The organism is [Mycobacterium] fortunisiensis, assembly GCF_019050325.1.
Lineage (GTDB): Bacteria > Actinomycetota > Actinomycetes > Mycobacteriales > Mycobacteriaceae > Mycobacterium > Mycobacterium fortunisiensis.
The window spans coordinates 684,267-708,833 of the sequence record NZ_VOMB01000016.1 but is presented as its reverse complement, the minus strand read 5'-3'; the positions used below and the strand labels follow the sequence as shown (position 1 = coordinate 708,833).

Below are 24,567 nucleotides of genomic sequence, written 5' to 3'. Positions count from 1 at the left end.
TCATGGCTTGCCTCCCACGCGTTCCGGTCCTCGCTCGTCCCTCGCTGCGATCCTCGCGCGCGGTCGCCTGCGCGGAATCATGGCTTGCCTCCCACGCGTTCCGGTCCTCGCTCGTCCCTCGCTGCGATCCTCGCGCGCGGTCGCCTGCGCGGAATCATTCGCGACCCAGATCCCGATGCAGCACATGCACGGTCAACCCGTCACCGCCCTGCAATCGTTCCGCCAGCGCCTCGGCGATCGCCACGCTGCGGTGCTTGCCGCCGGTACAGCCGATGGCGACGGTCATATAACGCTTTCCCTCCCGGCGATACCCGGCGATCACCACGTCCAACAGACGATGGTAGGTGTCGAGAAACTCCCTGGCGCCCGGTTGGCCCAGCACATAGTCACGGACATCGGGATGCTGACCCGTGTGCGGACGCAACTCGTCGACCCAGTGCGGGTTCGGCAGGAAGCGCACATCCATCACCGTGTCCGCATCCATCGGCAGGCCGTATTTGTAGCCGAACGACTCCACGGTGACATTGGTGTAGGCCACGGTCTCCCCGCCGAATGCCCGCTCGATGCTCTCCCGCAACGCCGGCACCGGAAGTGCCGACGTATCGATCACCAGATCCGCGGCCGCACGCACCGGCGCCAGCAATGTCCGTTCGGCTGCGATGCCCTCGGCCAGGGTCTGGGTGCCCTGCAGCGGGTGACTCCGCCGGTTCTGCTCATAGCGGCGCACCAGAATGTCGTCGGAGGCCTCCAGGAACAACACCCGCGGCGTGATGCTGCGGGCCGCCAACTCGTTGCGCACCCAATCCAGATCACCGGTGAACCCGCGCGACCGCACATCCATCACCACCGCCAACTGAGTGATCCGCGATCCGGCGGCCAACCCCAACTCGACCATGCGGGCGATCAACTCCGGCGGCAGGTTGTCGGCGACATACCAGCCGAGGTCCTCCAACACCTTGGCGGCGGTGCCGCGGCCGGCCCCCGACAAACCGGTGACCAACACCACGTCGATACCCGAATCCGCGTCAGCGCCACCGGCGATTCCGCTGTCGCGCAGATGTTCGTTCATGCGCGGTCCGCCTGGCTTCTCATGTCCTTGTTGCCCGTCATCCCGACACCTCGCGTCGATCATGCTCGATATCCGTTGCAGTCGTCTCTGAATCGCCCAGTCCGCCGCCGTGCTCACCAGGCGGCCCGCCGCCGTGCTCACCAGGCGGCCCGCCGCCGAGAGCAGCCAGGACGGCCCTCGCCGTCGCCACACCGATCCCCGGCACCGCGGTGATCTCCTCGACGGTGGCCTCCTTGATCCTGGCCACCGATCCGAAATGCGTCACCAACGCCTTACGACGGTGTTCACCCAGACCGCGCACCGAGTCCAGTGCCGACGCGGTCATCCGCTTGGACCGCTTGCTGCGGTGGTAGCTGATGGCGAACCGGTGCGCTTCGTCGCGCACCCGCTGCAAGAGATAGAGCCCTTCGCTGTTGCGCGGAAAAATGATCGGGTCGGGTTCTGCCGGCACCCACACTTCCTCCAGCCGCTTCGCCAGCCCGATCACCGCGACGTCGGTGACACCCAGTTCCTCGAACACCGCCGCCGCCGCGTTGACCTGAGGGGCACCGCCGTCCACCACGAACAAGTTGGGCGGATAGGCAAACCGGCGCGGACGTTGGTCAGTACCCGCCTCGGGTTGCGCATCGCTGGTGTGACGCAAGAACCGACGCCGGGTCACCTCGGCGATCGAGGCGACGTCGTCGGAGCGTCCCTCACCGGCGGCCTCACGGATCGCATAGTGCCGGTAGTCCGACTTGCGCGGCAGGCCATCCTCGAACACCACCAACGAGGCGACCACATCGGTGCCCTGCACATGGCTGATGTCGACGCATTCGATCCGCAGCGGCGCCTCGGCCAACCCGAGGGTGTCCTGAATGCTCTGCAACGCTTCCGATCTCGCGTTGAAGTCACCGGCGCGCTTGAGCTTGTGCTGGGCCAGCGCCTCGTGGGCGTTGCGTTGCACAGTCTCGGCCAGCGTCCGTTTGTCGCCGCGCACCGGCACCCGCAGGCTCACCCGCGAACCCCGCAGGCCCGACAACCAGGCCGACAGCTCGTCGGCGTTCGGCGGCAGCACCGGCACCAGTACCTCGCGCGGGACCGGGTTGGTGGCCTCGTCGGCCGCACCGCCGAGTTCGGCCTGCTCACCGTAGAACTGGGTGAGGAACTGCTCGACCAATTGTTCCTGCCCAGACTGTTCTGGGGCTGAATCACGGGTCGCCTCCGGCTCCGAAGACTTCTCGACGATCCAGCCACGCTGACCGCGCACCCGACCGCCGCGCACGTGGAACACCTGCACCGCCGCCTCCAGATCGTCGTCGGCGAACGCGACCACGTCGGCATCGGTGCCGTCACCGAGCACCACGGCCTGCTTCTCCAGTGCGCGCTTGAGGGCGGCGATGTCGTCGCGCAACCGGGCGGCCCGCTCGAAGTCCAGCTCCTCGGCCGCAGCGGTCATCTGCTGTTCCATGTCGCGGGCCAACCGGTCGGTCTTGCCGGCCAGGAAGTCACAGAAGTCGAGCACGATCTTGCGGTGTTCCTCGGCACTGACCCGCCCGACGCACGGCGCCGAACACTTGTCGATGTAACCGAGCAGGCACGGGCGGTCGATCTGCCTGTGGCGCTTGAACACTCCGGCCGAGCAGGTCCGGGCCGGGAACACCCGGGTCAGCAGATCGAGGGTCTCGCGGATCGCCCAGGCATGCGAATACGGACCGAAGTACCGGACCCCCTTGCGCCGCGGACCGCGATACACCATCAGCCGCGGGTACTCCTCGTTGAGCGTGACCGCCAGCACCGGGTACGTCTTGTCGTCGCGGTAGCGGATGTTGAAGCGCGGATCGAACTCCTTGATCCAGTTGTACTCCAGCTGAAGCGCCTCGACCTCGGTGCTGACCACGGTCCACTCAACGCTGCCGGCGGTCATCACCATCTGCCGGGTACGTGGCGCCAGGCTCGCGACATCGGCGAAGTACGACGTCAACCGGCTGCGCAGGCTCTTGGCCTTACCGACATAGATGACCCGGCCGTGCGGGTCGCGGAACCGGTACACACCCGGCTCAACGGGTATCGATCCGGGCGCCGGCCGGTACGTCGCTGGATCGGGCACGGTTTCCAGGTTACTGCCGCGATCCGACCGAACTCCGCTACCGTCGAACTGTGCGGTTGCTGGCGTCCACCCGTTCGGTCATCGCCCTGCTCAGTGTCTTCGCGGTGGCCTTCGCCGCCGTCCTTGCCGGATGTGCAGGTCACAGCAGACGCCCGGCGCAGAGCGAAAACGGACCGTGCCGGATCGTGTCCAACGGCACCCCGGTGGCCAAACCCCCACCCGCACCGCTGCCGCCGAGACAGGCTCAACCTTCGGCCCCGCCGACCCAAGCCCAACCGTCGGCCCCGCCGACCCAAGCCCAACCGTCGGCCCCGCCGACCCACGCCCAACCGTCGGCCCCGCCGACCCACGACCTGGCCACCTCCCCCGAGATCGGCACCGGCTACCGCAGCGACATGACGGTGGTCCGCACCTCCACCTACGCCGTGGCCACCGCCAATCCCGTGGCCTCGGAGGCCGCCTGCAAGGTGCTGCGCGACGGTGGCACCGCCGTCGACGCCGTGGTGACCGCACAGGCCGTGCTGGGCCTCGTCGAACCCCAGTCCTCCGGGCTCGGCGGCGGCGGGTTCCTGCTGTACTACGACGCCGCGGCGAATGCGGTGCACGCCTACGACGGACGCGAGACCGCTCCGGCAGCGGCGACCGAGAACTATCTGCGCTGGATATCCGAGACCGAGCGCACCCCGCCCCGGCCCGATGCCCGGTCATCCGGACGCTCCATCGGGGTCCCGGGCATCGTGCGGTTGCTCGACGACGCCCACCGGCAGTTCGGGACGACACCGTGGCGGGAACTGTTCGATCCGGCGGTATCGCTGGCCGATCGCGGGTTCGACGTCAGTCCACGGCTGGCCGCGGCGATCCACGATGCCGCCGTCCCGCTCCGCCTCGATCCCGCCGCAGCCGCATACTTCCTCAACCCGGATGGCAGCCCCAAACCTGTCGGCACCCGGATGACAAACCCGGCCTACGCGAAAACCCTGGGCGCCATCGCATCCGAGGGTGCCCAGGCCTTCTACACCGGTGACATCGCCCGCGCGATCGTGGCCACGGCCGCCGACACCGGTGGCGGCCGGACCCCGGGCGTGCTGACCGAGCAGGATCTGGCCGGCTACGCGGTCAAACGCCGTGACCCGCTGTGCACCACCTACCGTGGCCACGAGATCTGCGGGATGCCGCCGCCGTCCTCCGGTGGTGTTGCGGTGGCCGCCACCCTGGGCATGCTCGAACACTTTCCGATGAGCAATTACAAGCCGGCCCGGGTCGACCTGAACGGCGGCCATCCGTCGGTCACCGGCGTGCACCTGATCTCGGAGGCCGAGCGGCTGGCCTATGCCGACCGCGACCGCTACATCGCCGACACAGATTTCGTTCCGCTGCCCGGCGGATCGCCTGACGCGCTACTCGACAGCGCCTACCTCACCGGCCGGGCCGCCTTGATCTCACGCGACCACACGATGGGCACCGCAGCGCCCGGCGGGTTCGGCCCCCCGCTGACCATCCCCCCCGCGCCCGAGCACGGCACCAGCCAGATCAGCGTGATCGACAGCTTCGGCAATGCGGCGTCGCTGACCACCAGCATCGAGTCGGCGTTCGGTTCGTTCCACATGGTCGACGGCTTTCTGCTGAACAACCAACTCACCGATTTCTCCGCCGAACCGACCAGCACCGAGGGTCTGCCAGTGCCCAACCGTGTTCAACCCGGCAAGCGGCCGCGCAGCACGATGTCACCGACCCTGGTGTTCGACAAGACCGGCCTGCAACGCGGCCCGCTGTACGCGGTGCTGGGCTCCCCGGGCGGCTCGGTCATCATCCAGTATGTGGTGAAAACCCTTGTCGGGATCATGGATTGGAACCTGGATCCACAGCAGGCGGTGTCGATGATCGATTTCGGCGCAGCCAATACGCCCGTCACCAATATCGGCGGCGAGCATCCGTTGGTCGACACGGTCGCCAACGGCGACCGTGATCAGTTGGTCGAGGGTCTACGCGCTCTGGGACATCAGGTTTCGCTGTCCGATCAGTCCAGCGGTCTGTCCGCGCTGACCCGCACGCCCACGGGTTGGTCCGGTGGCGCCGACCCCCGCCGCGAGGGACTGGTGCTGGGCGACACCGGCTGAGGACCGCGTCAGCCGAGTTCGGCGCGGTACCGGCCCACCAGGTCCCGCACCTTGTCCATCGCCTGCACGGCACGCCCCTTGTCGATCGCCTGGATCGCCATCACCGGGATGTACTCGTCGTCGGGGAGATCGAGCCGGGCCCAGCGCGCTCCGGCCGGGAACGACACCCCGAGCACCTCGGGCCAGGGAATCACCTTGAAGCTCAATAGGTTCCGCACCGCGACGCCCGAGGGGCCCACTCGCAGCCGCGGCCGGGCGAACATCAGGACCGCCCCGGCGATGATCGCCCCCAGCAAGGCGATCGCCACCTGGTCGGAGGTCTGGAACAACACCCCGGTGGATCCCACCTTCAGGAGCACGCCGACCGCGATGTGGGCCAGCAGGATGATCAGTGCCGCGCCGTAGGCGAAAATGGGTGTCCGGTATGGCCGAACCTCCAGGTCCCAGGTTTGCGCCGTCTTCTCGTCCGTCATCGCTGAGCTACGCGTTGGCACGCAGGTCCCGCAGGGTCAGGGCGGTGGCCAACGCGGCCGCGGCGGCCTGAGCGCCCTTGTCCTCGGTGGAGTCCGGCAGCCCGGCGCGGTCCAGGGCCTGAGCCTCGTCGTTGGTGGTCAGCACACCGTTGGCGACCGGGGTCGAGGCATCCAGCGACACCCGGGTCAACCCCTGGGTCACCGCGTCACAGACATAGTCGAAATGCGGGGTCTGACCGCGGATCACCACGCCCAGCGCCACCACCGCCTCGTGGGTGGCCGCCAAGCTCTGTGCCACCACCGGGATTTCGATGGCACCGAGGACACGCACCACCGTCGGATCGGTGATGCCGGCGTCGCGGGCCACGTTGCGCGCACCCTCGAGCAGCGCGTCGCAGATCGTGGTGTGCCAGGTGCTGGCCACGATCGCCAGCTTCACATCCGAGGCATCGACCTGGGGCAGCTCGGGAACGCCGTTGCCGCTCACCGGGGCGAACCCGAATCGGTCGCGCTCGGCGGCCTGCGGTCACCGAGCAGGTACACCGCCTCGTCGTAGTCGTCCATGCTCACCGCCTCGTCGTAATCCTCGAGACCGATCAGATCGTGCCCCATCCGGTCCCGCTTGGTCATCAGGTAGCGGATGTTCTCCGAATTGGCCCGCACCGGCAGCGGTACCCGTTCGATGATGTGTAGCCCGTAGCCGTCCAGGCCGACGCGCTTCGCGGGGTTGTTGGTCAGCAACCGCATCGACCGGATGCCGAGATCGACCAAGATCTGCGCCCCGATCCCGTAATCGCGGGCGTCGGCGGGCAGCCCGAGTTTGAGATTCGCGTCGACGGTGTCCTCACCGGCGTCCTGCAGCTGATAGGCCTGCAGCTTGTGCATCAGGCCGATCCCCCGTCCTTCATGCCCACGCATGTAGAGCACCACGCCGCGGCCCTCGCGGGCCACCATGGCCATCGCCGCATCCAGCTGCGGGCCGCAGTCACAGCGCCGAGAACCGAACACGTCACCGGTCAGGCACTCCGAGTGCACCCGGACCAGGACGTCGTGGCCGTCGCTGGCCGGCCCGGAGATGTCGCCGCGCACCAGCGCGACGTGCTCGACGTCCTCGTAGATGCTCTTGTAGCCGACCGCCACGAACTCGCCGTGCCGGGTCGGGATCCGCGCCTCGGCAATTCGCTCGATGTGCTTCTCGTGCTTGCGCCGCCACTCGATGAGATCAGCGATGGAGATCAGGGCCAGGTCGTGGTCGTCGGCGAAGACGCGCAGCTCATCGGTGCGGGCCATGTCGCCTTCGTCCTTCTGGCTGACGATCTCGCAGATCGCGCCGGCCGGTTGCAGCCCGGCCAGCCGGGCCAGGTCGACGGCGGCCTCGGTGTGGCCGGGGCGGCGCAGCACGCCACCGTCCTTGGCGCGCAACGGAACCACATGGCCGGGTTTGGTGAAGTCGTCGATCACAGAACCGGGATCGGCCAAGGCCCGCATCGTGGTGGCCCGGTCGGAAGCCGAAATACCGGTTCCCACATCCTTTTTCGCATCCACCGTGACGGTGTAGGCGGTGCCGTGCTTGTCCTGGTTGACCGCGTACATCGGCAACAGGCCCAGCCGGTCGCAGATCTCGCCATCCAGCGGCACACACAGATAGCCGGAGGTGTAGCGGACCATGAAGGCCACAAGTTCGGGAGTCGCCTTCTCGGCGGCGAAGATCAGATCGCCCTCGTTCTCGCGATCCTCGTCGTCGATCACCACCACGGCTTTGCCCGCCGCGATATCGGCTATCGCCCTCTCGACGGAATCGAGCCTGGTCATCTGCGCCACCTTGCCTGTTCTCATGCCAGATCCCCAATGCGGGACCATATGCCGACTCCAGTATGAACCACCGGCATCCAGCGGTTATTGCCAGCTCTTACTCACCGGGACCGGCTATCAGCCGTTCCACATATTTGGCGATGATGTCGACCTCGAGGTTCACCGTGGCCCCAACGGCGGCCTGGCCCAGTGTGGTGAGCTCACGCGTGGTGGGGATCAACGACACCTCGAACCAGTCGTCACCCACGGCAGACACCGTCAGCGAAACCCCGTCGACGGTGATGGAGCCCTTTTCCACCACGTAGCGCGACAGGGTCGCGGGCAGCCCGATGCGCACCACTTCCCAGTGCTCGTGCGGGGTGCGCGAAATCACAGTGCCGGTGCCGTCGACATGGCCCTGCACGATGTGGCCGCCGAGACGACTGTTGACGGCGGCGGCACGCTCCAGGTTGACCTGGCTGCCCACCCCGACCGCGCCCAGGCTGGACCGATTGAGCGTCTCCCCCATCACGTCGGCGGTGAACGCACCGTCGGGCAGCACGTCGACCACGGTCAGACAGACGCCGTTCACCGCGATCGAGTCGCCGTGGCCCGCGTCGGCGGTGACCACGGGCCCGCGGATGGTGAACCGGGCGGCGTCCGTCAGCTCCGCCTTGTCGACCAGGACACCCAGCTCTTCAACGATTCCGGTGAACACGCCGACCAGACTATTCAGTCTTCTTCGACTTGGAGAAAACGCCCAACCCGGCGAGCCTCTACGATGCAGTCATGCAGAGGCGCCCACGGTTCGCAGTCCAGTCCTTACTCGCAGTTCTTTTCGCCGCAGCCGCGCTTGTCGCGGGCTGTTCGTCATCGGAGGAGTCGACGGCCCCGCTCCCGGAGGCAGCCACGCTGCTGCAGGAATCGGCGGCCAGCACCAAGGCCCAGCAGAGCGTCCACCTGCTGCTGACCGTGCAGGGCAAGGTCGACGGGCTTCCCCTGGAGAAGCTCGACGGTGACCTGACGAACGCCCCCGAGGTGGCCGCCGAGGGCACCGCCGACCTCATCTTCATGGGGCAGAAACTCGCCGACGCCAAGTTCGTCGTCTCCGGTGGCGACCTGTACGCCGCGCTGACCCCGGGTGACCCGCTGTCCAATTACGGGCCGGCGGAAAAGGTCTACGACATCTCGGCCATCCTCAACCCCGAGACCGGGCTGGCCAACCTGCTCGGCAATTTCAGCGACGCCAAGGCCGACGGCCGTGAGGCGATCAACGGCACCGAGGCCGTCCGGATCACCGGCACCGTCAGCGCCGACGCGGTCAACAAGATCGCCCCGCAGCTCAAGGCCACCGGCCCGGTCCCGGGCACCGCGTGGATCACCGAGGACGGTGACCACAGCCTGCTGCAGGCCAAGCTGGAACCGACGCCGGGAAACAGCGTCACGATGACGCTGTCTGACTGGGGCAAGCAGGTCAACGTCACCAAGCCCGCTTCCTGATGTCGGTCACCGAATCGGTGAGCCGCGGCCGCAACCGCGGCATCGCGATCAGCGCGGGCAGTCTCGCCGTGCTGCTCGGCGCCCTCGACACCTACGTCGTGGTCACGATCATGACCGACATCATGTCCGACGTCGGTATCGCGATAAACAAGATCCAGCAGGTCACCCCGATCATCACCGGGTACCTGCTGGGCTACATCGCGGCGATGCCGCTGCTGGGCCGGGCCTCGGACCGGTTCGGCCGCAAGATGCTGATCCAGGTCGGCCTGGCCGGCTTCGCGATCGGCTCCGTGGTCACGGCCCTGTCCAGCGACCTGACCATGCTGGTGATCGGCCGCGTGGTGCAGGGCACCGCGAGTGGGGCGCTGTTGCCGGTGACGCTGGCGCTGGCGGCCGATCTGTGGGCCGCCCACAACCGGGCGGCGGTACTGGGCGGGGTCGGCGCCGCGCAGGAGTTCGGCAGTGTGCTGGGCCCGCTGTACGGCATCGGTGCGGTGGCGCTGTTCCACCACTGGCAGGCCGTGTTCTGGATCAACGTGCCGCTGGCGGTCATCGCCATGGTGATGATCCATTTCAGCCTGCCGGGCAAGGAGCCCACTGAGCATCCCGAGAAGGTCGATGTCACCGGCGGCCTCCTGCTGGCGATCGCGTTGGGCCTGGCCGTCGTCGGCCTGTACAACCCCGAACCGGACGGCAAGCAGGTGCTGCCCAGTTGGGGCCTGCCCGTTCTGATCGGGGCGCTGGTGGCCACCATCGCCTTCTTCGTCTGGGAGAAGGTGGCCCGGACCCGGCTGATCGAACCCGCAGGGGTGAAATTCGGACCGTTCCTGGCCGCGCTGGCCGCCTCGCTGTGCACCGGCGCAGCGCTGATGGTCACCCTGGTCAACGTCGAGTTGTTCGGTCAGGGCGTGCTCGGCAAGGACAAGTACGACGCGGCGTTCCTGCTGCTGCGGTTCTTGATCGCGCTGCCGATCGGCGCGCTGATCGGCGGCTGGATCGCCACCCGCCTCGGGGACCGCATCGTCAGCTTCGCCGGCCTGATGATCGCCGCGGGCGGCTTCTGGCTGATCACCAAATGGTCGATCACCGTGCTCAACGAGTATCACGACCTGATCCTGTTCCGGTTGCCGGTGCTCGATACCGATCTGGCCCTCGTGGGCTTCGGCTTGGGCTTGGTGATCGCACCGCTCACCTCGGCCACGCTGCGCGTGGTGCCCGCCGCCCAGCACGGCATCGCCTCGGCCTTCGTCGTGGTGGCCCGGATGATCGGCATGCTGATCGGCATGGCGGCGCTGTCCGCGTGGGGCCTGTACCGCTTCAACCAGCACCTGGCCCACCTGTCGGCGGCGGCGAACACCAGCGACATGTCGCTGTCCGAGCGGCTGGCGTCCCAGGCGACCCGCTATCGCGAGGCGTATGTGTCGATGTACGGCGACATGTTCGGCATCACCGCGATCGTCTGCGTGGTGGGCGCGGTGCTGGGCCTGCTGATCGCCGCGCGCAACGTCCACGCCGACGAGCTGGCCGGGCCGCCCGCGGGCGGTGCCGATGCCGGCGATCCCCCGACCGAGCTGCTGGACCTGCCCACTGGGCAATTGCAGGGACAGCCTGCCGGCGAGACGGTCCGGCTACCGGAGCAACGCCCGCCGGGACGTCCGCCGGGCTGATCGGTTCAGCGGTTCAGCAACGTTCCAGCCCGGGACTGAGCAATCGTGGTGCCCGGTCGGCCGTATCCGGCCGGCTGGGCAACACGATGCGCAGCGGGACACATACCAGGGCCCGGATGGTGCGGGGCGTCGAGGCCGGGAGCGTGAGCCAGTCCTGCAGTGCGGTCATGGGCGCATCCTTTGCTGGTGTCCACCTGGCGCACATTCGGCAGTGAACGCGCTCTGGTACGAGGGTACCGATCAATGTGGGGTCGGGCCGGGAACCTGCGGTGGGGGTTTCGGATCAGCCGGGCACCAGGCTCAGCCGGACATCGGGTCCGATGGGCACGATGCCGTCGAATCTCCACCGCTGCGCGTGCCCGATGCTGGGCACCCCGATGTCATCGACCGCGGTGATGGGTCCGCCCAACAGGATCGGGGCGACATACGCCAGAATCCGGTTCACCACGCCGGCCCGCAGGAACGCCCCGGCCAGGGTGGGTCCACCCTCGAGCAGCACGTCGGTCCGGTCCCCCAGTGACCGCATCACCTCGTGCGGATCGTGCGTGCGGATCAGCATGGTGTTCGAATCGTCGTTGAGCACCTTGGCATCTGGTGACACCTCACGCATGCCCACCACGACCCGCATGGGCTGATGGCTGGTGAGCGTGCCGTCGCCGTGGCGCGCGGTCAGCGTGGGGTCGTCGACGAACACCGTCCCGGTGCCCACCACGATGGCATCGGCGGCGGCCCGCTTGCGATGCACGTCCGCGCGGGCCGCCTCGCTGGTGATCCACTGGCTCGAACCATCGGCCGCCGCGCTGCGGCCGTCCACGCTGGTGGCGAATTTCCAAGTGACGTGCGGCAATCCGGTGCGCTGCTTGTGTAACCACTCCCGCAGCGGCCCCTGCGCAACCTCCTCGGCCAGCAGGCCGGCAGCGACCGTGACACCGGATTCGGTGAGCCGTTGTGCCCCGCCCGCGGCCGCGGGATTCGGATCGGACACCGCGTAGTTGACCGACGAGATCCCAGCCGCCAGAAGCGCATCCACGCAGGGCGGGGTCCGACCGTGGTGATTGCAGGGTTCCAGGGTGACGTAGGCGGCACCGCCCTTGGCCCGGTCGCCGGCCGCGCGCAACGCCACCACCTCGGCGTGTGGGCCGCCGGTGGGTTGTGTCCCGCCGACCCCGACGATCTGCCCGTCGCAGTCGGCGATCACGGCGCCGACCGGCGGATTGGGGTAGGTGGTGCCCTTGACCTGCTCGGCCTGTTCGATCGCCGAGCGCATCATGGCCTCGGCGGTCATAGCGTGAGGTGTCTGGAGTGGCTCACGGCCTGCTGTCGCAGCGATTTCACCGCGGCGGCCGGATCGGCCGCGCTGTATACCGCGGACCCTGCGACGAAGCAGTCCACCCCCGCCTCGGCTGCCTGCTCGATGGTGTCGGCGTTGATACCGCCGTCGATTTCGACGAGAACGGTGAGCTCACCGGAGTCGACGAGGCGCCGTGCGGTACGCACCTTCGAGAGCACCTCCGGGATGAATTTCTGCCCGCCGAACCCGGGCTCCACCGACATCACCAGCAGCGTGTCGAACTCCTTGAGGATCTCCAGGTACGGCTCCAGTGAGGTACCCGGCTTCACCGACAGGCCGGCCTTGGCGCCGGCGGCACGGATATCGCGGGCCACCCCGATCGGGTTGTCGGTCGCCTCGGCGTGGAACGTCACGTTGTAGGCGCCCGCCTCGGCGTACGGCGGGGCCCAGCGTTCGGGCTGCTCGATCATCAGATGGCAGTCCATCGGGATGTCGGTGACCTTGAGCAGGGACTCGACCACCGGCAGGCCGAGGGTGAGGTTGGGCACGAAGTGGTTGTCCATCACGTCGACGTGCAGCCAGTCGGCCCCGGCCACCGCGGCGACCTCGTCGGACAGTCGCGCGAAATCCGCGGACAGGATGGACGGGGCGATGAGCGGTTCTGCCATGGCGATCAGCCTACTTTCCCGACTTTCAGGGCTGCCGCAAACATCGCATCGGTGCCATGCCGGTGTGGCCACAACTGGACATGCGGACCATCGCCGAGATCGTCGGTGGGGGCAAACAACTCCCGGGTGTCCAGCTGCGTCACCGGATACCGGCGCACGGCGTCGGCCACCACCCCAACGGTCTCGGCCAGATGTGGCGAGCACGTGGCATAGAGCACCACGCCACCGGGACGGGTCAGTGCGATGGCTGAGGCGAGCAGCTCACGCTGCAATTTCGCCAGGCCGGGGACGTCACCTGGCTGACGGCGCCAGCGTGCCTCCGGACGTCGGCGCAGCGCACCCAACCCGGTGCACGGGGCGTCGACCAGCACCCGGTCGAAACCGGGCTGCAGACCGGACTCCCGCCCGTCCACGCGATGTACCGGGACGTCGAGCCCGCGGGTGTTGTCCTCGACCAACTCGGCGCGCCGCGGCGCCGGTTCGACCGCGGTGACCCGGGCGCCCGAGGCTGCGCCGATCGCGGCCAGCAGTGCGGTCTTGCCGCCCGGGCCGGCACACAGGTCGAGCCAGCGTCCGGTGTCCGGACCGTCGAGCTCGGCCAGGGTCAGCGCGCGGGCCACCAGCTGGCTGCCCTCGTCCTGGACCTGGGCGGCCCCCTCACGCACCGCGTCGAGCCGCCCCGGGTCACCGCCGGGCAGGTACACGGCGTACGGCGAGTAACGACCGACGGTGCCGTCGGTCTGTGCGGCGAGCTCGGCGGCGGTCAGCGCGGTGGGCCGTGCCGCCAGGTGCACCACCGGGCGCTCGTCGTCACTTCTCAGCAGCGCCTCGAGCTCACCCGCGCGGGCTCCCAGCGCGTCGGTGAAGGCCTGGGCGATCCACCGCGGGTGGGCGTGCAGGAATGCGGCGTGCCCGACCGGATCGGTGGCTGCCGGCGGCGCCAGCTGCTGCATCCATTCTTCCGCGGTGCTGCGGGAGATCGTCCGAAGCACACCGTTGACGAATCCGGCTCGGGCCGAATCGAATTCGATACCGGCCTGCTCGACGGTGGTGGACACCGCGGCGTGCGGTTCGACCCGGGTGCGCAGCAGCTGATAGGTACCCAGCCGCAACAGGTCGAGCAGGACGGGGTCGATCTGCTCGGCCGGACGCCCGGCCGCCGCGGCGATCACCGCGTCGAGCAGCCCCCGGGTGCGACAGGCGCCGTAGGTCAGTTCCGTGGCGAAGGCCGCGTCACGGCCCTCGATCCCCCGCTCCCGCAGCAGTGCGGGCAACGCCAGGTTGGCGTAGGAGTCCCGCTCGGAGACGGCGCGCAGCACGTCGAATGCGGCGCGACGGGCAGGGTCCAGCGGGGTGCGCCGGTGCTGGCGGTTGCGTGGTGGTTTGTCGGGGCGATCGCCACGGTTCGACGGATTCGGCCGCTTCGATGGCCTGCTCATGATGCCCGCACCGATTCCTCCAGCCGCGCGCCGCGGGCCCAGTCGGCGGCATTCATCAGCTTCTTGCCCGGCGGCTGGATCTGGCCCAGCCGTACCGGATGCGAGGCCGTACCCACCGACACGGTGTTGCGCCCGACCCGGATTTCGCCGGGGGCCAACGGATCTTCCGGCTCCTCGACGAGGGTGACCGGCCCAACCTTGACGCGGAGATCCCCGATCATCGTCCAGGCGCCGGGATTCGGGGTGACCGACCGGATCTGGCGATCGATCACATGGGCCGGCAGGTCCCAGCGCACCCGGGCCGACTCCACGGTGATCTTCGGGGCCAGGCTGACCCCGTCGGCCGGCTGCGGCACGGCCGTCAGTGCGCCCTCGGCGATGCCGTCCAATGTCGATTCCAGCAGGGCCGCACCCGAATCGGCAAGGCGGCCGAGCAGCTCACCCGCGGTGTCGGTGTCGCGTACCCGCTCGGTGACCACGCCGTACACCGGGCCGGAATCCAGGGCCGGCTCGATCAGGAACGTCGTCGCTCCGGTCACCTCGTCACCGGCCGCCAGTGCCGCCTGCACCGGCGCCGCACCACGCCAGGCCGGCAGCAACGAGAAGTGCAGGTTGACCCAGCCGTGCCGGGGCACCGCGAGCAGGCGTTCACTCAGCAGGGCGCCGTAGGCGACCACGGCGCAGCAGTCCGGGCCCAACTCGGACAGCTCGGCGACGAACTCGTCGGAATTGGGCTTCGCCGGTCGCAGCACCGGTATGTCGTGCTCGAGCGCGAGCTTGGCCACCGGTGACGGGGCGGGCTTGCCACGTCGTCCGGCGGCAGCGTCCGGTCGGGTCAGCACCGCGACCACATCGTGGCGGGGCGAGTCGATCAGCCGCTGCAACGACGGGAGGGCGGGTTCCGGGGTTCCGGCAAAGACGAGACGCACCGCCCCAGCTTAAGGATCTCGGCTGCCGTATCCCTAATGCGGTGATCGGTGATACTCGCGTTCGGACGCCGGCTTGTTCCCGGTCTCGGGCCGGCAGAGCTGGTCAGGCGCGGCCAGCGCCAAACCGCGTGAGACCAGGTGCTCAATCATTCACCGAGAACGATTGCCGCGCCGATAAAATTGATGGATGGTCAAGTTCTACTCCGGTGATTGCGGGTTTCCGGTGGACACAGATGGCACACCCGGCGATCTGCTCGCGGAACAGCTCAGACGTACCGCGTTGGACTTTGCGCAAGATTTGAAACGAGCGCTTCAAACCGGCTCTCTTGGCTACCACTCAAGTTGCATGTTGAGCGGAATGACTTCAGATCATCTGAATGTGGTTGCGGACCAACCGACGCCGCAAAACATTGTGAGAGCTGTTGACTCATTCGTTCGCGACATCACCGCACTGACCACTGAGGATCACTGAATTACGCAGTGCTGTATCAGCTTTCACGCCAGCCGCACATGTGGCGCGGAGCGGATGCAGGCTTCGAAATCGGTGGGGTTGGTGGCCAGTTCAGAATCAGCCTATGTGCAACGGGTCGATTTGGATTCGACACGGTTGCTGGTCGTGGCGCGCGCTGAGCACGGCGGTAGCCCGGCGCAGCGCGGCCGCCAGTTCCAGGCCGCCGTCGCGCGGCACGCGCACCAGCATCCGGCACACCTCGGCGTCGGGCTCCAGCCCCGGCGGGCGACGCGCGAAGGCCGGTAGCTCGACGGGACCGAGGGTCTCCGCGACGTCGGGCAATTGCGCGGTTTCGAGCAGTGCCTCGACTGCTTCGGTCGTTCCGTCAATCGCGGCCATGTGCACTGCCGGCGGCAGCCCCACCTCACCGCGGCCGTCGAGTTCTGCGTCGGCATGACCGACCGGATCCCACCGGATCAGCGCCTGCACCGTGGGGATCGCCGACTCCGCCACCACCGCCACCACGCCGCCGTCGGTGCGCGGCCGCACCAGGGCGGCCGCGGCCATCCAGCGGCGCAGCGTGTCCTCGGCCGCGCGCAGATCCTGTCGGCCCAACAGCGCCCACGCGTCGAGCAGCAGCGCTGCGCCGTAGCCGCCGGCGGCGACCGGCTCGGCACCGGGGGTGCTCACCACCAGCGCCGGCCCGTCACCCACCGTCCGGATCACCGTGTCGCCGCCCGAGGTGATCACCGAGGTGCCGGGAAAGGCCCGGCCCAACTCCTCGGCAGTCCGGCGGGCGCCCACCACGACAGCCCGGACTGCGTCCGAACCACAACGTGCACAACGCAATCCGGGTTCGGACCGGCCGCACCAGCGGCATTCGGCGGCCGCGTTGCCACGATCGGGCAGTGCCAGCGGGCCGGTGCAGTGCCGACAGCGGGTGACCGCGCGGCAGCGCGCACACGCCAGGGCGGGCACGTACCCGCGCCGGGGAACCTGAATGAGTACCGGGTTTTGGGCCTGCAGCGCCGCGCGGGCGGCCTGCAACGCCATCGACGGCAGCCGGGCGGTATGGGCGGCCGGATCGCGCTCCTGGGCATAGCCACTGTCCTCGAGGCCGACCACCCGCGGTGCGGCAGCCCGGACCACCGGTCGCGGCGCCACCAGGTCGTGGGCCCAGCGGCTGCGCACCAGTGCCTGCGCCTCGGCCGTGCGGGCATGGCCGCCGACGATCGCCGCGCACCGCAGCTGGTGTGCGCGCAACATGGCGACCTCGCGGGCGTGGGGGTACGGCGCCCGCGGCTCGGCCAGACTGTCGTCGCCGTCGTCCCACACAAGCACCAGGCCCAGGTTGGCCACCGGGGCGAACACCGCACTGCGGGTACCGATCACCAGTTGGGCCTGGCCCCGCAACACCGCCAGCCAGCGTCGGTAGCGGGCGGCCGGGCCCAGCCCGGCCGACAGCGCCACCACCCTCGACTCGGGTAGCTGTTCGGTGGCCGCGGCGTGCAGCGCGTCCACGTCCCGCTGGTCGGGCACCACGGCGAGAACTCCCAGACCGGCGTTCATGGCGATCGCCGCCGCCTCGACCAGCCGCCGCGCCCAGTCCTCACCGGGCAGCGCCTGCCAGACCGCCCGGGCTGCGCGGCCTTCTGCGACGGCGGTCAGGAACTGTTCGCCACGGCCGTACCGGGCCCAGGCGGAGGTGTCGACGGGAACCGGTTCCGCCGCCTCAGGGTCGGCGAGCGGCTGTTTCTCCACCCTCGCGTGGCGGGGCGGCACGGCGAGCCGCAACACGTCGGCCCGGGTTCCGGCGTAACGGGCCGCCACGGCATCGACGAGACGGCGAACATCGGCGGTGAGCACCGGCTCAGGTGACACCACGCGATCCAACCAGCCCAACTTGCCCGTGTGCTCGGTGTCGGATCGCCGCTCAAGGAGATAGGCGTCGACCAGCCTGCCGTGGAAACGGACCCGGACCCGCACCCCGGGCTGGGCATCGTCGGACTGCTCCTCGGACACCAAATAGTCGAACTCGCGGTCCAGGTGCGGGACGGTGAGTAACGGAAGCACCCGCGCGATGGGCTCGTGCTCGGCGGCGCGGCGGGTGATCGTCACTGCGCCGGTGTAGCAGACCGGTGCGACGATCGGCCGAAGAACAGGCCGGCGGTGATCAGTACCAGCGATGCCGCGTAGCCCCACCAGATCGGGACCGCGAGCAGTTGGTCACCGCGTACAAACTGGCTGATCCCGATCATGGCGTCCGACACCGCGAAACACACTGCGCCCAGCGCGGTCCACGGCGTGGGCAGCCGGGCCAGCAGTGCGGCGCACACCATGGCCCCGAGCACCGCGATGTAGGCCACCACCGGAACGGCCATCCCCTGTTCGATGAGGCTGGGCCAGAACCAGACCAGCAACGCCAGGCAGGCGATCACCGTGAGTGCCACGGCGATCAACCGCGGGGTGGACCTCCGCACCAGCGGCACCAGTGCGCCCAGGAAGCACAGGTGGGCGATCAGGAACGCGGCCAGTCCGAGCACGAACGACGGCTGCCACCACGGGATGGCCAGCAGGAAGTCGCCGAGCGCCGAGAACAGCAGGGCGCCGACGAGCCAGCGGCGTTCGCGTGCGACCGGATGGAACAGTGCGGCCCCGGCCAGCAGCACTGCGGCGAGCGCCTTCACCGCAGGTTGGAAAGTGAATTGACCGGTCAGGTCGGCACCGGTCGGCAACCGGGTCGCGGTGACGATCAGGAACACCCCGTAGCCTGCTGCGACCACCGCGGCCACCACCCACAACCACACCGTGCGGCGGTGTGCGTACGGTGTCGGAATGTCCGTTGCTGACGAGAAACCGGCTGTCGATGCCATTCTGCAAAAGGTACTGGAGATGGTGCCGTTCCAATTGACGACTGACATCGCCGTCGAGGAGGCCCGGCGCCAGTTCGCTGAGATTCCCCGGCCGCCGGTCCACCCCGAAGTCGAGGTCACCGACCGCGAGGTGCCCGGCCCCGCCGGACCGATCCCGGTGCGGGTGTACCGTCCGCCGACGGCGAACGGCGCGGCGCTGCCGGTGGTGGTGTTCATCCACGGCGGTGGCTGGGCACTGGGCGACCTGGACAGTTACGACGGCGCGGCGCGCCAGCATGCGGTGGGCGCCGACGCGGTGGTGGTGTCGGTGGATTACCGGCTGGCCCCCGAACATCCCTACCCGGCCGCCGTCGACGATGTGTGGGCCGCGACGCAGTGGGTGGCCGCGAACGCCGCCGAGTTGGGTGTCGACGCCGACCGGATGGCAGTGGCCGGGGATTCGGCGGGCGGCAACCTGAGTGCGGTCGTGGCGCTGCTGGCGCGAGATGCCGGCGCTCCCCTGCTGCGTTTCCAATTGCTGTGGTACCCGGCCACGACGTGGGATACCAGCCTGCCGTCGTTCAGCGAGAACGCCCAGGCACCGATTCTGGGTCTCGATGCCGTCCAAGGCTTTTCCCGCTGGTATGCCGGGCATGTGGACCTCTCCGATCCCCCGGCCACGCTGGTGCCGGCCCGTGCCGCGGACCTGTCCGGGCTGACGCCTGCCTACATCGCGGTGGCCGGTCACGATCCGCTGCGCGACGACGGTGCCCGATACGCCGAGCTGCTGGCCGCTGCGGGGGTTCCGGTCGAGCTGGACAACGCCGAGACCCTGGTGCACGGCTACATCGGCTATGCCGGTGTGGTGCCGGCGGCCACCGAAGCGTTCGACCGAGGTGTCAGGGCGCTGCGGCAGGCATTGCATCACTGATCGTCGGGCCGCGAACCCGGTCGATGCGGCGCTGATCAGCGCCGAGAACCTGCATGCGTAAATTACCGATACCTAGGCTAGGCTAACCTCTGCTTTGCAGAGCTGGCGAAACCGACGCGCCACCATTCCTTCCTCGGAGTTGCCCAGGTGTCCGTGAACCCCACGTCCCCGGTTCGGGACCATGTGCCCGCGCTCGGGTTGAGCATCGTGATCTGCTGCTTCACCTCGTTGCGTCGAGCTCAGCTCACCGACGCCGTCGCTTCGGCGCTGAGCCAGCGCGCCCCCGGTGACCAGGTGATCGTGGTCGTCGACCACAACGATGTCCTGCATGCAGATCTGCGCGCCACCCTGGACGACGAAGTCGTCTTGACCACCAACGGCTTTCAGCGCGGCCTGTCCGGGGCGAGGAATACCGGTATCGAACTCGCCCGCGGCGACGTCGTGGTGTTTCTCGACGACGACGCCAGACTGCAGCCGGGTGCCCTGGACGCGGTGCGACAGGCGTTCGTCGACGAGACCGTGGTCTCGATCGGTGGTGCCGTCGAAGCATGCTGGCAGACCGGCGCGGCCCCGAACTGGTTTCCCGCCGAATTCGGGTGGGTCATCGGATGTGACTACCGGGGGCTGCCCGCCCACGGCGCACCGATCCGCAATCCCATCGGAGCCGCGATGGCGGTCCGACACGACGCACTGATCCGGATCGACGGGTTCTCCACCCGGCTCGGCCGTGTCGGCCACCTGCCGGCCGGATGCGAAGAGACTCTCATGGGAGTCCTTCTGCACCAGCAATATCCGGGTTGCCGGATCATCCGGGACACCGATTTCAGAGTGACCCACGAAGTGTCCGCCGAGCGTGCCACCGGACGCTATTTCGCCCGTCGCTGCTATCAGGAGGGCCGCTCCAAGGCAGCGCTGACCCGCATGTCCGGCCAGCGCGCCGCGCTGTCCAGCGAACGCAGTTACACCGCCAGGGTTCTCACCACCGGCCTGTGGCACAGCCGGCGAAACCCGGTCCGGGCGCTCGCTCTCATCGGCGGTTTCGCCCTGACGACAACAGGTTTCGTGGTCGGCCTGCTGCAATCGGTGACCTCCGAGAGTCCGGCCGCCGCCCGACAGGCGTGCGCGTGATGACCAGTGCCCGCACGATGCTGCACCAGCCCAGGTTCGCTTCCCACGCCGCTCTCACCACACTGTTCTACTTCGCCGCGGAGTGGGTGGTCTCGGCCACCTGGCGGGGCCACTACGCCTACCGCGACAACCCGGTCGGCCCACTTGGCGTGCCGTTCTGCGGCCCCAGCGGCAACTGGCCGTGCAGTGCGCTGTACCCGGCCATGAATGTCGCGTTCGTCGTCACCGGCATCGCGGTGAGTGCCGTGGCCCTGTCCTGGACCCTGCGCAAGGCGGTCAGCGTTCCCAACGGCCTGCTGCTGTTCGCCGCCGGCACCGGTCTTGTGGTAGCCGGAACGATCACCCAGCAGCGCGACTACCCGGTCCACCACGCCGCCATGACGGTCTTCCTGGTGCTCGGATCGGTGAGCATCTTTCTCGTCGGATCGAGCAAGACCACTGAACTGGACACCGGCGCACGCCGATTCGCCCTGGCTGCAGGAGTTGCCGGCATGGTCGGCTACTTCGCCTATGTCGGCAACCTCACTTCGGTGCTCGGACCGGGCGGCACCGAACGGCTGGTCGTCTACTCCACCCTGGTGGCGATCATCGTGCTCAGTTGGTCCGGCCGGACACTTCCCACCGCAGCAGCGCCCGTCGAGGCCGAGCTCGAAGGAGCCGGCGCGGTGATCGAGCGATGACGCCGCGGATTGTCGGCCCGGCCATGCCCGCCACCGGTGCGCCCGACGGTGGGCCCCATGCCCGCTGGATCGGTTGGCTCGACGTGGACCATGCCGACAGCAGCCGGGGTCAGGTGACCATCGAACCCACGCACGCCGAGTCCTACCGGCGAGCCCGCATCCTGTTGCGCCACGGCCTCGATCCGCTCGATTTCGTCGAAGCCGACATCGTCGGCGGCACCGTCACGGTGCCGGTGCCGCAGCTACCGCAGGCCGGCGATCGACCGACCGATGTTGCGAAGACACCGATCTCGGTGGTGCTGTGCACTCGCGAACGCCCGCATGACCTCGCCGGCGCACTCGGCTCGATCACCGCACTGGACTACCCCGACTTCGAAATCGTCGTGGTCGACAATGCGCCCCGCACCGACGCCACCGAACGGGTGGTGGAGGCCATCGCCGACCCGAGGGTGCGGCGCGTCGTGGAACCGGTGCCGGGACTGTCCAACGCCCGCAATGCCGGGTTGCGGGCCGCCCGCCACGACGTCGTCGCGTTCACCGATGACGATGTCACCGTCGACCCGCACTGGTTGCGCGCCCTCGCTCGGGCGTTCACCCAACATCCCGACGCGGCGTGCGTGTGTGGTCTGGTGCCCAGCGGCGAATTGCGGACCGCCGCCCAGGCGTATTTCGATCAGCGCGTTTCCTGGGCCGACTCGTTGCAGCCGCGGCGATACTGTCTGACCGAACCCCCCTCGGACACACCGTTGTTCCCGTTCCAGATCGGCCGCTACGGCACCGGCGCCAACTTCGCCGTCAAACGGGCACCGGTGATCGAACTCGGCGGGTTCGACGAAGCGTTGGGCGCGGGTACCGCCGCCCGCGGCGGTGAAGACATCGACATGTTCTACCGCCTGATCGTGGCCGGCCACACCCTGGTGAACGATCCGGCGGCGATCGTCTGGCACCGGCACCGCAGCGACGCGGCCGCATTGCTGGCCCAGGCCAAGGGATACGGGTTGGGCCTGGGCGCCTGGTTGACCAAGGTCGCCCTGGACCGCGAACACCGGCGGCGCGCGTTCCTGGTGGCGCGCCGCCGATTCCGTGACACCGCCCGCTCGGGTGCCGCCTATGGCGCGATCGCGGCCCCGGCCCGCGGGTACGACGACGCCGTGCCCCCGGGGGTCGGGCGGACCGAGGTGCTCTCGGTCCTCGGTGGACCATGGGCACTGTGGCGTGGTCGCCGGCAGGGCCGTCTCGCTCAGCCGTTGCACGCGCCGCCGGGCCGTGCCGGATGAGCACGATCAGCATGGCTGCGCCCGAGGCCCCTCCGGACCCGAGCCCACCGCCGGCCGGTGTCACTGCGCCACCCCGCACGCCGCATCGCCGGATGCGGACGGCAGATCTGGCCAACCTCGGTGCGTTGTCGGGCCTGATCGCCGAACTCCCACTGCCGGCCACCGTACGTGCGCTGGCGCTCGCGGCATTCATCGCTGTGGGCCCGGGCGCGGCGGTACTGACCTGGGTGGACATTCCGGCCCGGGCCCGGCCCGCGGTGATCTTGGTGCTCGGGATGTCGATCACCACCATCGTGACGATCGGGGCGATGTGGTCCTATCGCTGGGATCCGGCCGGCATCCTCACCGTGGGCATCGTCGCCATCACCGCCAGCAGCGGCCTGTGGTACCGCCGGAACACCTGGCCTCGATGTCGCCGGCCCGAGATCCATTGGGCGCGAGAGCCGCTGCGGAGTTTCCTGAGGCATCCGTCGACCCTTTTGAGTGTGCTCGCCCTGATCCTCTGGGCGGTCAGCCTGCCCGGCCTGGCCGGCCCCGACGCCAGTTTGTACGGGCTGCTGTTCTCCGGGACCGGACCGGTGTTGGCCGTCGCGATGGTGATCACCGCCGCGGCATTCGTTGTCGCGATCCGTTCGTCTTACGTCCCCGCCGCGGTGCTGGCACTGGGTACGGCGATCATCGTCGAACGGCTGACCACCACCGTCGCCACCGAAATGCCGTTGTACGACTGGACGTACAAACACGTCGCGGTGATCGACTACATCCAGGTCCACAATCTGATTCAGCCCAACGGAACCGACATCTACGCCCAGTGGCCGGCGTTCTTCGTCGCGATGGCGTGGTTCTGTGACGTCACCGGACTGAACCCGCTCACCCTGGCCCATGTCTGGGCGCCGTTGATTCACGTGGTCATCGCGCTGGTTGTGTTCAGCGCCGCGCGGGTGGTCAAGTTGAGCACCCGAGTGGCGCTCACCGCCGCATTTATCGTCGAGATCGTGAACTGGGTTGGCCAGGACTACTTTTCGCCGCAGTCATGGACACTCGTCCTGGCCTACGGCCTCATCGTCCTGCTGCTGACATCTCGGGACTGTCGCGCAGCCGGGATTCTGGCCATCGTCCCGTTCGTCGCCATGGTGCCCACCCACCAACTGACCCCGTTCTGGGTGCTGCTGACCACAGGCCTGCTCGTGGTGACCAAACGCGCCAAGCCCTGGTGGACCGTGCTGGCAATGGCGCTCGTCGCAGGTGGCTATCTGCTGCTGAACCTGCAGGCGGTGCTGCCCTACGGTTTGTTGTCCGGGAGCAGTCCGGTCAAGAACGCCTCCAGCAATTTCGGAGATGTCGTCGGCAGTCAAGCGAAATGGTTCACCTCCGCGGTGTGCCGCTCGATGTCGGCCGGCGTCGTGCTGTCCGCCATGGGCGCGGCCCTGATTCTGCGCCGACACCGCCGCGCGGTACTGGCCCTGTGCATTCTGGCTTTCTCACCGTTGTTGCTGCTGCTCGGACAGAGCTACGGTGGCGAGGCGATCTTCCGTGTCTACCTCTACGGTCTCGTCGGCATCGCGATACTCACCGCACCGATCCTGGTGTGGGCGATCGACCGATCCCGTGCCGGACGGTTCCTCGCTCCGGCGGCGGCGACGGCGTGGCTGGCAATCGTCACCCTGGCCGGCCTCAATGCCTATGTCGCACTGTGGCCGATGATCGTGCAGACCCGCGAACAGTTCGAGGTGATGGAACAGGTCACCGCGTCCGCCGAGCCAGGGGTCCGCATCATGATGATGCACCCGGCCGGCATGCCGACCCGCATCGGTGAACCGTATGCACGCCAGACACTGCGCGATCCCGACTTCGACAATCCGCTCAGCTTCGGACTCTACGGCGAGAAGGCCACCTTCCCGTCACCAAATCAGCTGGGCGCCTTGGAGTGGGCGCTGGACCAGCGACCGTACGACACCTTCGTGCTGTTCAGCGAACAGTCCGACAAGGCGGTGCAGTACTACGGCGAGTATCGCGCCGATGCCGCCGCCCGATTCAAGGAGTACCTGTCCACCGCCGCGGGCTGGACGTTGGTGTACCGCAACGGTGACACCGTGGTGTTCCGCCACATCGGGAGCGGCAAAGAAAAGTGGAAGTGGGTGCCGGCTTCTTAGGTCACGTTCGTTTAGGCCATGTTCGTCAGCGCGCCGGGTCAATCCGAGTTGCACGTCCACCG

22 protein-coding genes are annotated in these 24,567 nt (G+C 68.5%); 9 read left to right on the top strand and 13 right to left on the bottom strand.

Annotation, left to right across the window (positions count from 1 at the left end; translation table 11 throughout):
- Nucleotides 1–154 precede the first annotated feature (154 nt).
- Nucleotides 155–1,069, bottom strand: coding sequence for an RNase adapter RapZ (gene rapZ, locus FR943_RS13695; RefSeq protein WP_217157914.1), 915 nt, complete (start codon nucleotides 1,067–1,069; stop codon nucleotides 155–157).
- A 37-nt stretch (nucleotides 1,070–1,106) separates the two neighbouring features.
- Complete coding sequence (gene uvrC, locus FR943_RS13690; RefSeq protein WP_217157912.1) at nucleotides 1,107–3,158, bottom strand: excinuclease ABC subunit UvrC; 2,052 nt, start codon at nucleotides 3,156–3,158, stop codon at nucleotides 1,107–1,109.
- An 80-nt stretch (nucleotides 3,159–3,238) separates the two neighbouring features.
- Between uvrC and ggt the strand changes: the two genes are divergently transcribed.
- Nucleotides 3,239–5,275, top strand: coding sequence for a gamma-glutamyltransferase (gene ggt / locus FR943_RS13685; protein WP_443732534.1), 2,037 nt, complete (start codon nucleotides 3,239–3,241; stop codon nucleotides 5,273–5,275).
- Nucleotides 5,276–5,283: 8 nt separating this feature from the next.
- Here ggt and FR943_RS13680 read toward each other — a convergent pair whose 3' ends face one another.
- The 4 genes from FR943_RS13680 to FR943_RS13665 all read right to left on the bottom strand — a co-directional run bounded on the left by FR943_RS13680 (nucleotide 5,284) and on the right by FR943_RS13665 (nucleotide 8,257).
- Nucleotides 5,284–5,748 (bottom strand): PH domain-containing protein, encoded by a 465-nt coding sequence (locus tag FR943_RS13680; protein ID WP_217157908.1) that lies wholly within the window; start codon nucleotides 5,746–5,748, stop codon nucleotides 5,284–5,286.
- Between the two features lie 7 nt (nucleotides 5,749–5,755).
- Nucleotides 5,756–6,235 carry a 6,7-dimethyl-8-ribityllumazine synthase gene (gene ribH, locus FR943_RS13675; RefSeq protein WP_217157906.1) on the bottom strand — a complete coding sequence of 160 codons (480 nt, stop codon included), beginning with the start codon at nucleotides 6,233–6,235 and terminating at the stop codon, nucleotides 5,756–5,758.
- On the bottom strand, nucleotides 6,232–7,560 hold the full coding sequence (locus tag FR943_RS13670; RefSeq protein WP_217157904.1) for a bifunctional 3,4-dihydroxy-2-butanone-4-phosphate synthase/GTP cyclohydrolase II: 1,329 nt from the start codon (nucleotides 7,558–7,560) through the stop codon (nucleotides 6,232–6,234). Before FR943_RS13670 ends, ribH begins: the two co-directional genes overlap by 4 nt.
- Nucleotides 7,561–7,657: 97 nt before the next feature.
- Entirely contained in the window at nucleotides 7,658–8,257 is a 600-nt protein-coding gene (locus FR943_RS13665; protein ID WP_217157902.1) for a riboflavin synthase, read from the bottom strand.
- Nucleotides 8,258–8,328: 71 nt separating this feature from the next.
- On the opposite strand from FR943_RS13665, the gene FR943_RS13660 reads away from it, so the two are divergent.
- Complete coding sequence (locus FR943_RS13660; RefSeq protein WP_217157895.1) at nucleotides 8,329–9,039, top strand: LppX_LprAFG lipoprotein; 711 nt, start codon at nucleotides 8,329–8,331, stop codon at nucleotides 9,037–9,039.
- Nucleotides 9,039–10,706: an MFS transporter gene (locus FR943_RS13655; protein WP_217157885.1), complete on the top strand. Its 1,668-nt coding sequence runs from the start codon at nucleotides 9,039–9,041 to the stop codon at nucleotides 10,704–10,706. Before FR943_RS13660 ends, FR943_RS13655 begins: the two co-directional genes overlap by 1 nt.
- Nucleotides 10,707–10,719: 13 nt before the next feature.
- Here the strand turns inward: FR943_RS13655 and FR943_RS13650 are convergent, their stop codons facing one another.
- The 5 genes from FR943_RS13650 to fmt form a co-directional block, all read right to left on the bottom strand.
- Nucleotides 10,720–10,875: a hypothetical protein gene (locus tag FR943_RS13650; protein ID WP_217157883.1), complete on the bottom strand. Its 156-nt coding sequence runs from the start codon at nucleotides 10,873–10,875 to the stop codon at nucleotides 10,720–10,722.
- Between the two features lie 114 nt (nucleotides 10,876–10,989).
- Nucleotides 10,990–11,991 carry a bifunctional diaminohydroxyphosphoribosylaminopyrimidine deaminase/5-amino-6-(5-phosphoribosylamino)uracil reductase RibD gene (gene ribD, locus FR943_RS13645; RefSeq protein ID WP_217157876.1) on the bottom strand — a complete coding sequence of 334 codons (1,002 nt, stop codon included), beginning with the start codon at nucleotides 11,989–11,991 and terminating at the stop codon, nucleotides 10,990–10,992.
- Entirely contained in the window at nucleotides 11,988–12,665 is a 678-nt protein-coding gene (rpe, locus tag FR943_RS13640) for a ribulose-phosphate 3-epimerase (protein ID WP_217157875.1), read from the bottom strand. Before rpe ends, ribD begins: the two co-directional genes overlap by 4 nt.
- 5 nt (nucleotides 12,666–12,670) lie before the next feature.
- Nucleotides 12,671–14,104, bottom strand: coding sequence for an RsmB/NOP family class I SAM-dependent RNA methyltransferase (locus tag FR943_RS13635; protein ID WP_217157873.1), 1,434 nt, complete (start codon nucleotides 14,102–14,104; stop codon nucleotides 12,671–12,673).
- Complete coding sequence (gene fmt, locus FR943_RS13630; protein ID WP_217157871.1) at nucleotides 14,101–15,033, bottom strand: methionyl-tRNA formyltransferase; 933 nt, start codon at nucleotides 15,031–15,033, stop codon at nucleotides 14,101–14,103. The genes FR943_RS13635 and fmt overlap by 4 nt, the downstream gene beginning before the upstream one ends.
- 187 nt (nucleotides 15,034–15,220) lie before the next feature.
- Between fmt and FR943_RS13625 the strand changes: the two genes are divergently transcribed.
- Nucleotides 15,221–15,505, top strand: coding sequence for a hypothetical protein (locus tag FR943_RS13625; protein WP_217157869.1), 285 nt, complete (start codon nucleotides 15,221–15,223; stop codon nucleotides 15,503–15,505).
- A 96-nt stretch (nucleotides 15,506–15,601) separates the two neighbouring features.
- On the opposite strand, the gene FR943_RS13620 is transcribed toward FR943_RS13625, so the two are convergent.
- Together FR943_RS13620 and FR943_RS13615 are read right to left on the bottom strand one after the other, a co-directional pair.
- Complete coding sequence (locus FR943_RS13620; protein WP_217157867.1) at nucleotides 15,602–17,602, bottom strand: primosomal protein N'; 2,001 nt, start codon at nucleotides 17,600–17,602, stop codon at nucleotides 15,602–15,604.
- Nucleotides 17,599–18,357: a lysoplasmalogenase gene (locus FR943_RS13615; protein ID WP_217157866.1), complete on the bottom strand. Its 759-nt coding sequence runs from the start codon at nucleotides 18,355–18,357 to the stop codon at nucleotides 17,599–17,601. Before FR943_RS13615 ends, FR943_RS13620 begins: the two co-directional genes overlap by 4 nt.
- Between FR943_RS13615 and FR943_RS13610 the strand changes: the two genes are divergently transcribed.
- The 5 genes from FR943_RS13610 (at nucleotide 18,320) to FR943_RS13590 (ending at nucleotide 24,505) form a co-directional block, all read left to right on the top strand.
- On the top strand, nucleotides 18,320–19,267 hold the full coding sequence (locus FR943_RS13610) for an alpha/beta hydrolase (protein ID WP_217157864.1): 948 nt from the start codon (nucleotides 18,320–18,322) through the stop codon (nucleotides 19,265–19,267). The genes FR943_RS13615 and FR943_RS13610 overlap by 38 nt on opposite strands.
- A gap of 153 nt (nucleotides 19,268–19,420) precedes the next feature.
- The gene (locus FR943_RS13605) at nucleotides 19,421–20,395 is read left to right on the top strand and encodes a glycosyltransferase family 2 protein (protein WP_308170542.1); all 975 of its coding nucleotides are present in this window, start codon (nucleotides 19,421–19,423) and stop codon (nucleotides 20,393–20,395) included.
- Nucleotides 20,395–21,075 carry a DUF998 domain-containing protein gene (locus FR943_RS13600; RefSeq protein WP_217157862.1) on the top strand — a complete coding sequence of 227 codons (681 nt, stop codon included), beginning with the start codon at nucleotides 20,395–20,397 and terminating at the stop codon, nucleotides 21,073–21,075. The genes FR943_RS13605 and FR943_RS13600 overlap by 1 nt, the downstream gene beginning before the upstream one ends.
- Complete coding sequence (locus FR943_RS13595; protein ID WP_372448127.1) at nucleotides 21,072–22,352, top strand: glycosyltransferase family 2 protein; 1,281 nt, start codon at nucleotides 21,072–21,074, stop codon at nucleotides 22,350–22,352. The genes FR943_RS13600 and FR943_RS13595 overlap by 4 nt, the downstream gene beginning before the upstream one ends.
- Nucleotides 22,349–24,505: a hypothetical protein gene (locus FR943_RS13590; RefSeq protein WP_217157860.1), complete on the top strand. Its 2,157-nt coding sequence runs from the start codon at nucleotides 22,349–22,351 to the stop codon at nucleotides 24,503–24,505. Before FR943_RS13595 ends, FR943_RS13590 begins: the two co-directional genes overlap by 4 nt.
- Nucleotides 24,506–24,567: the final 62 nt, after the last annotated feature.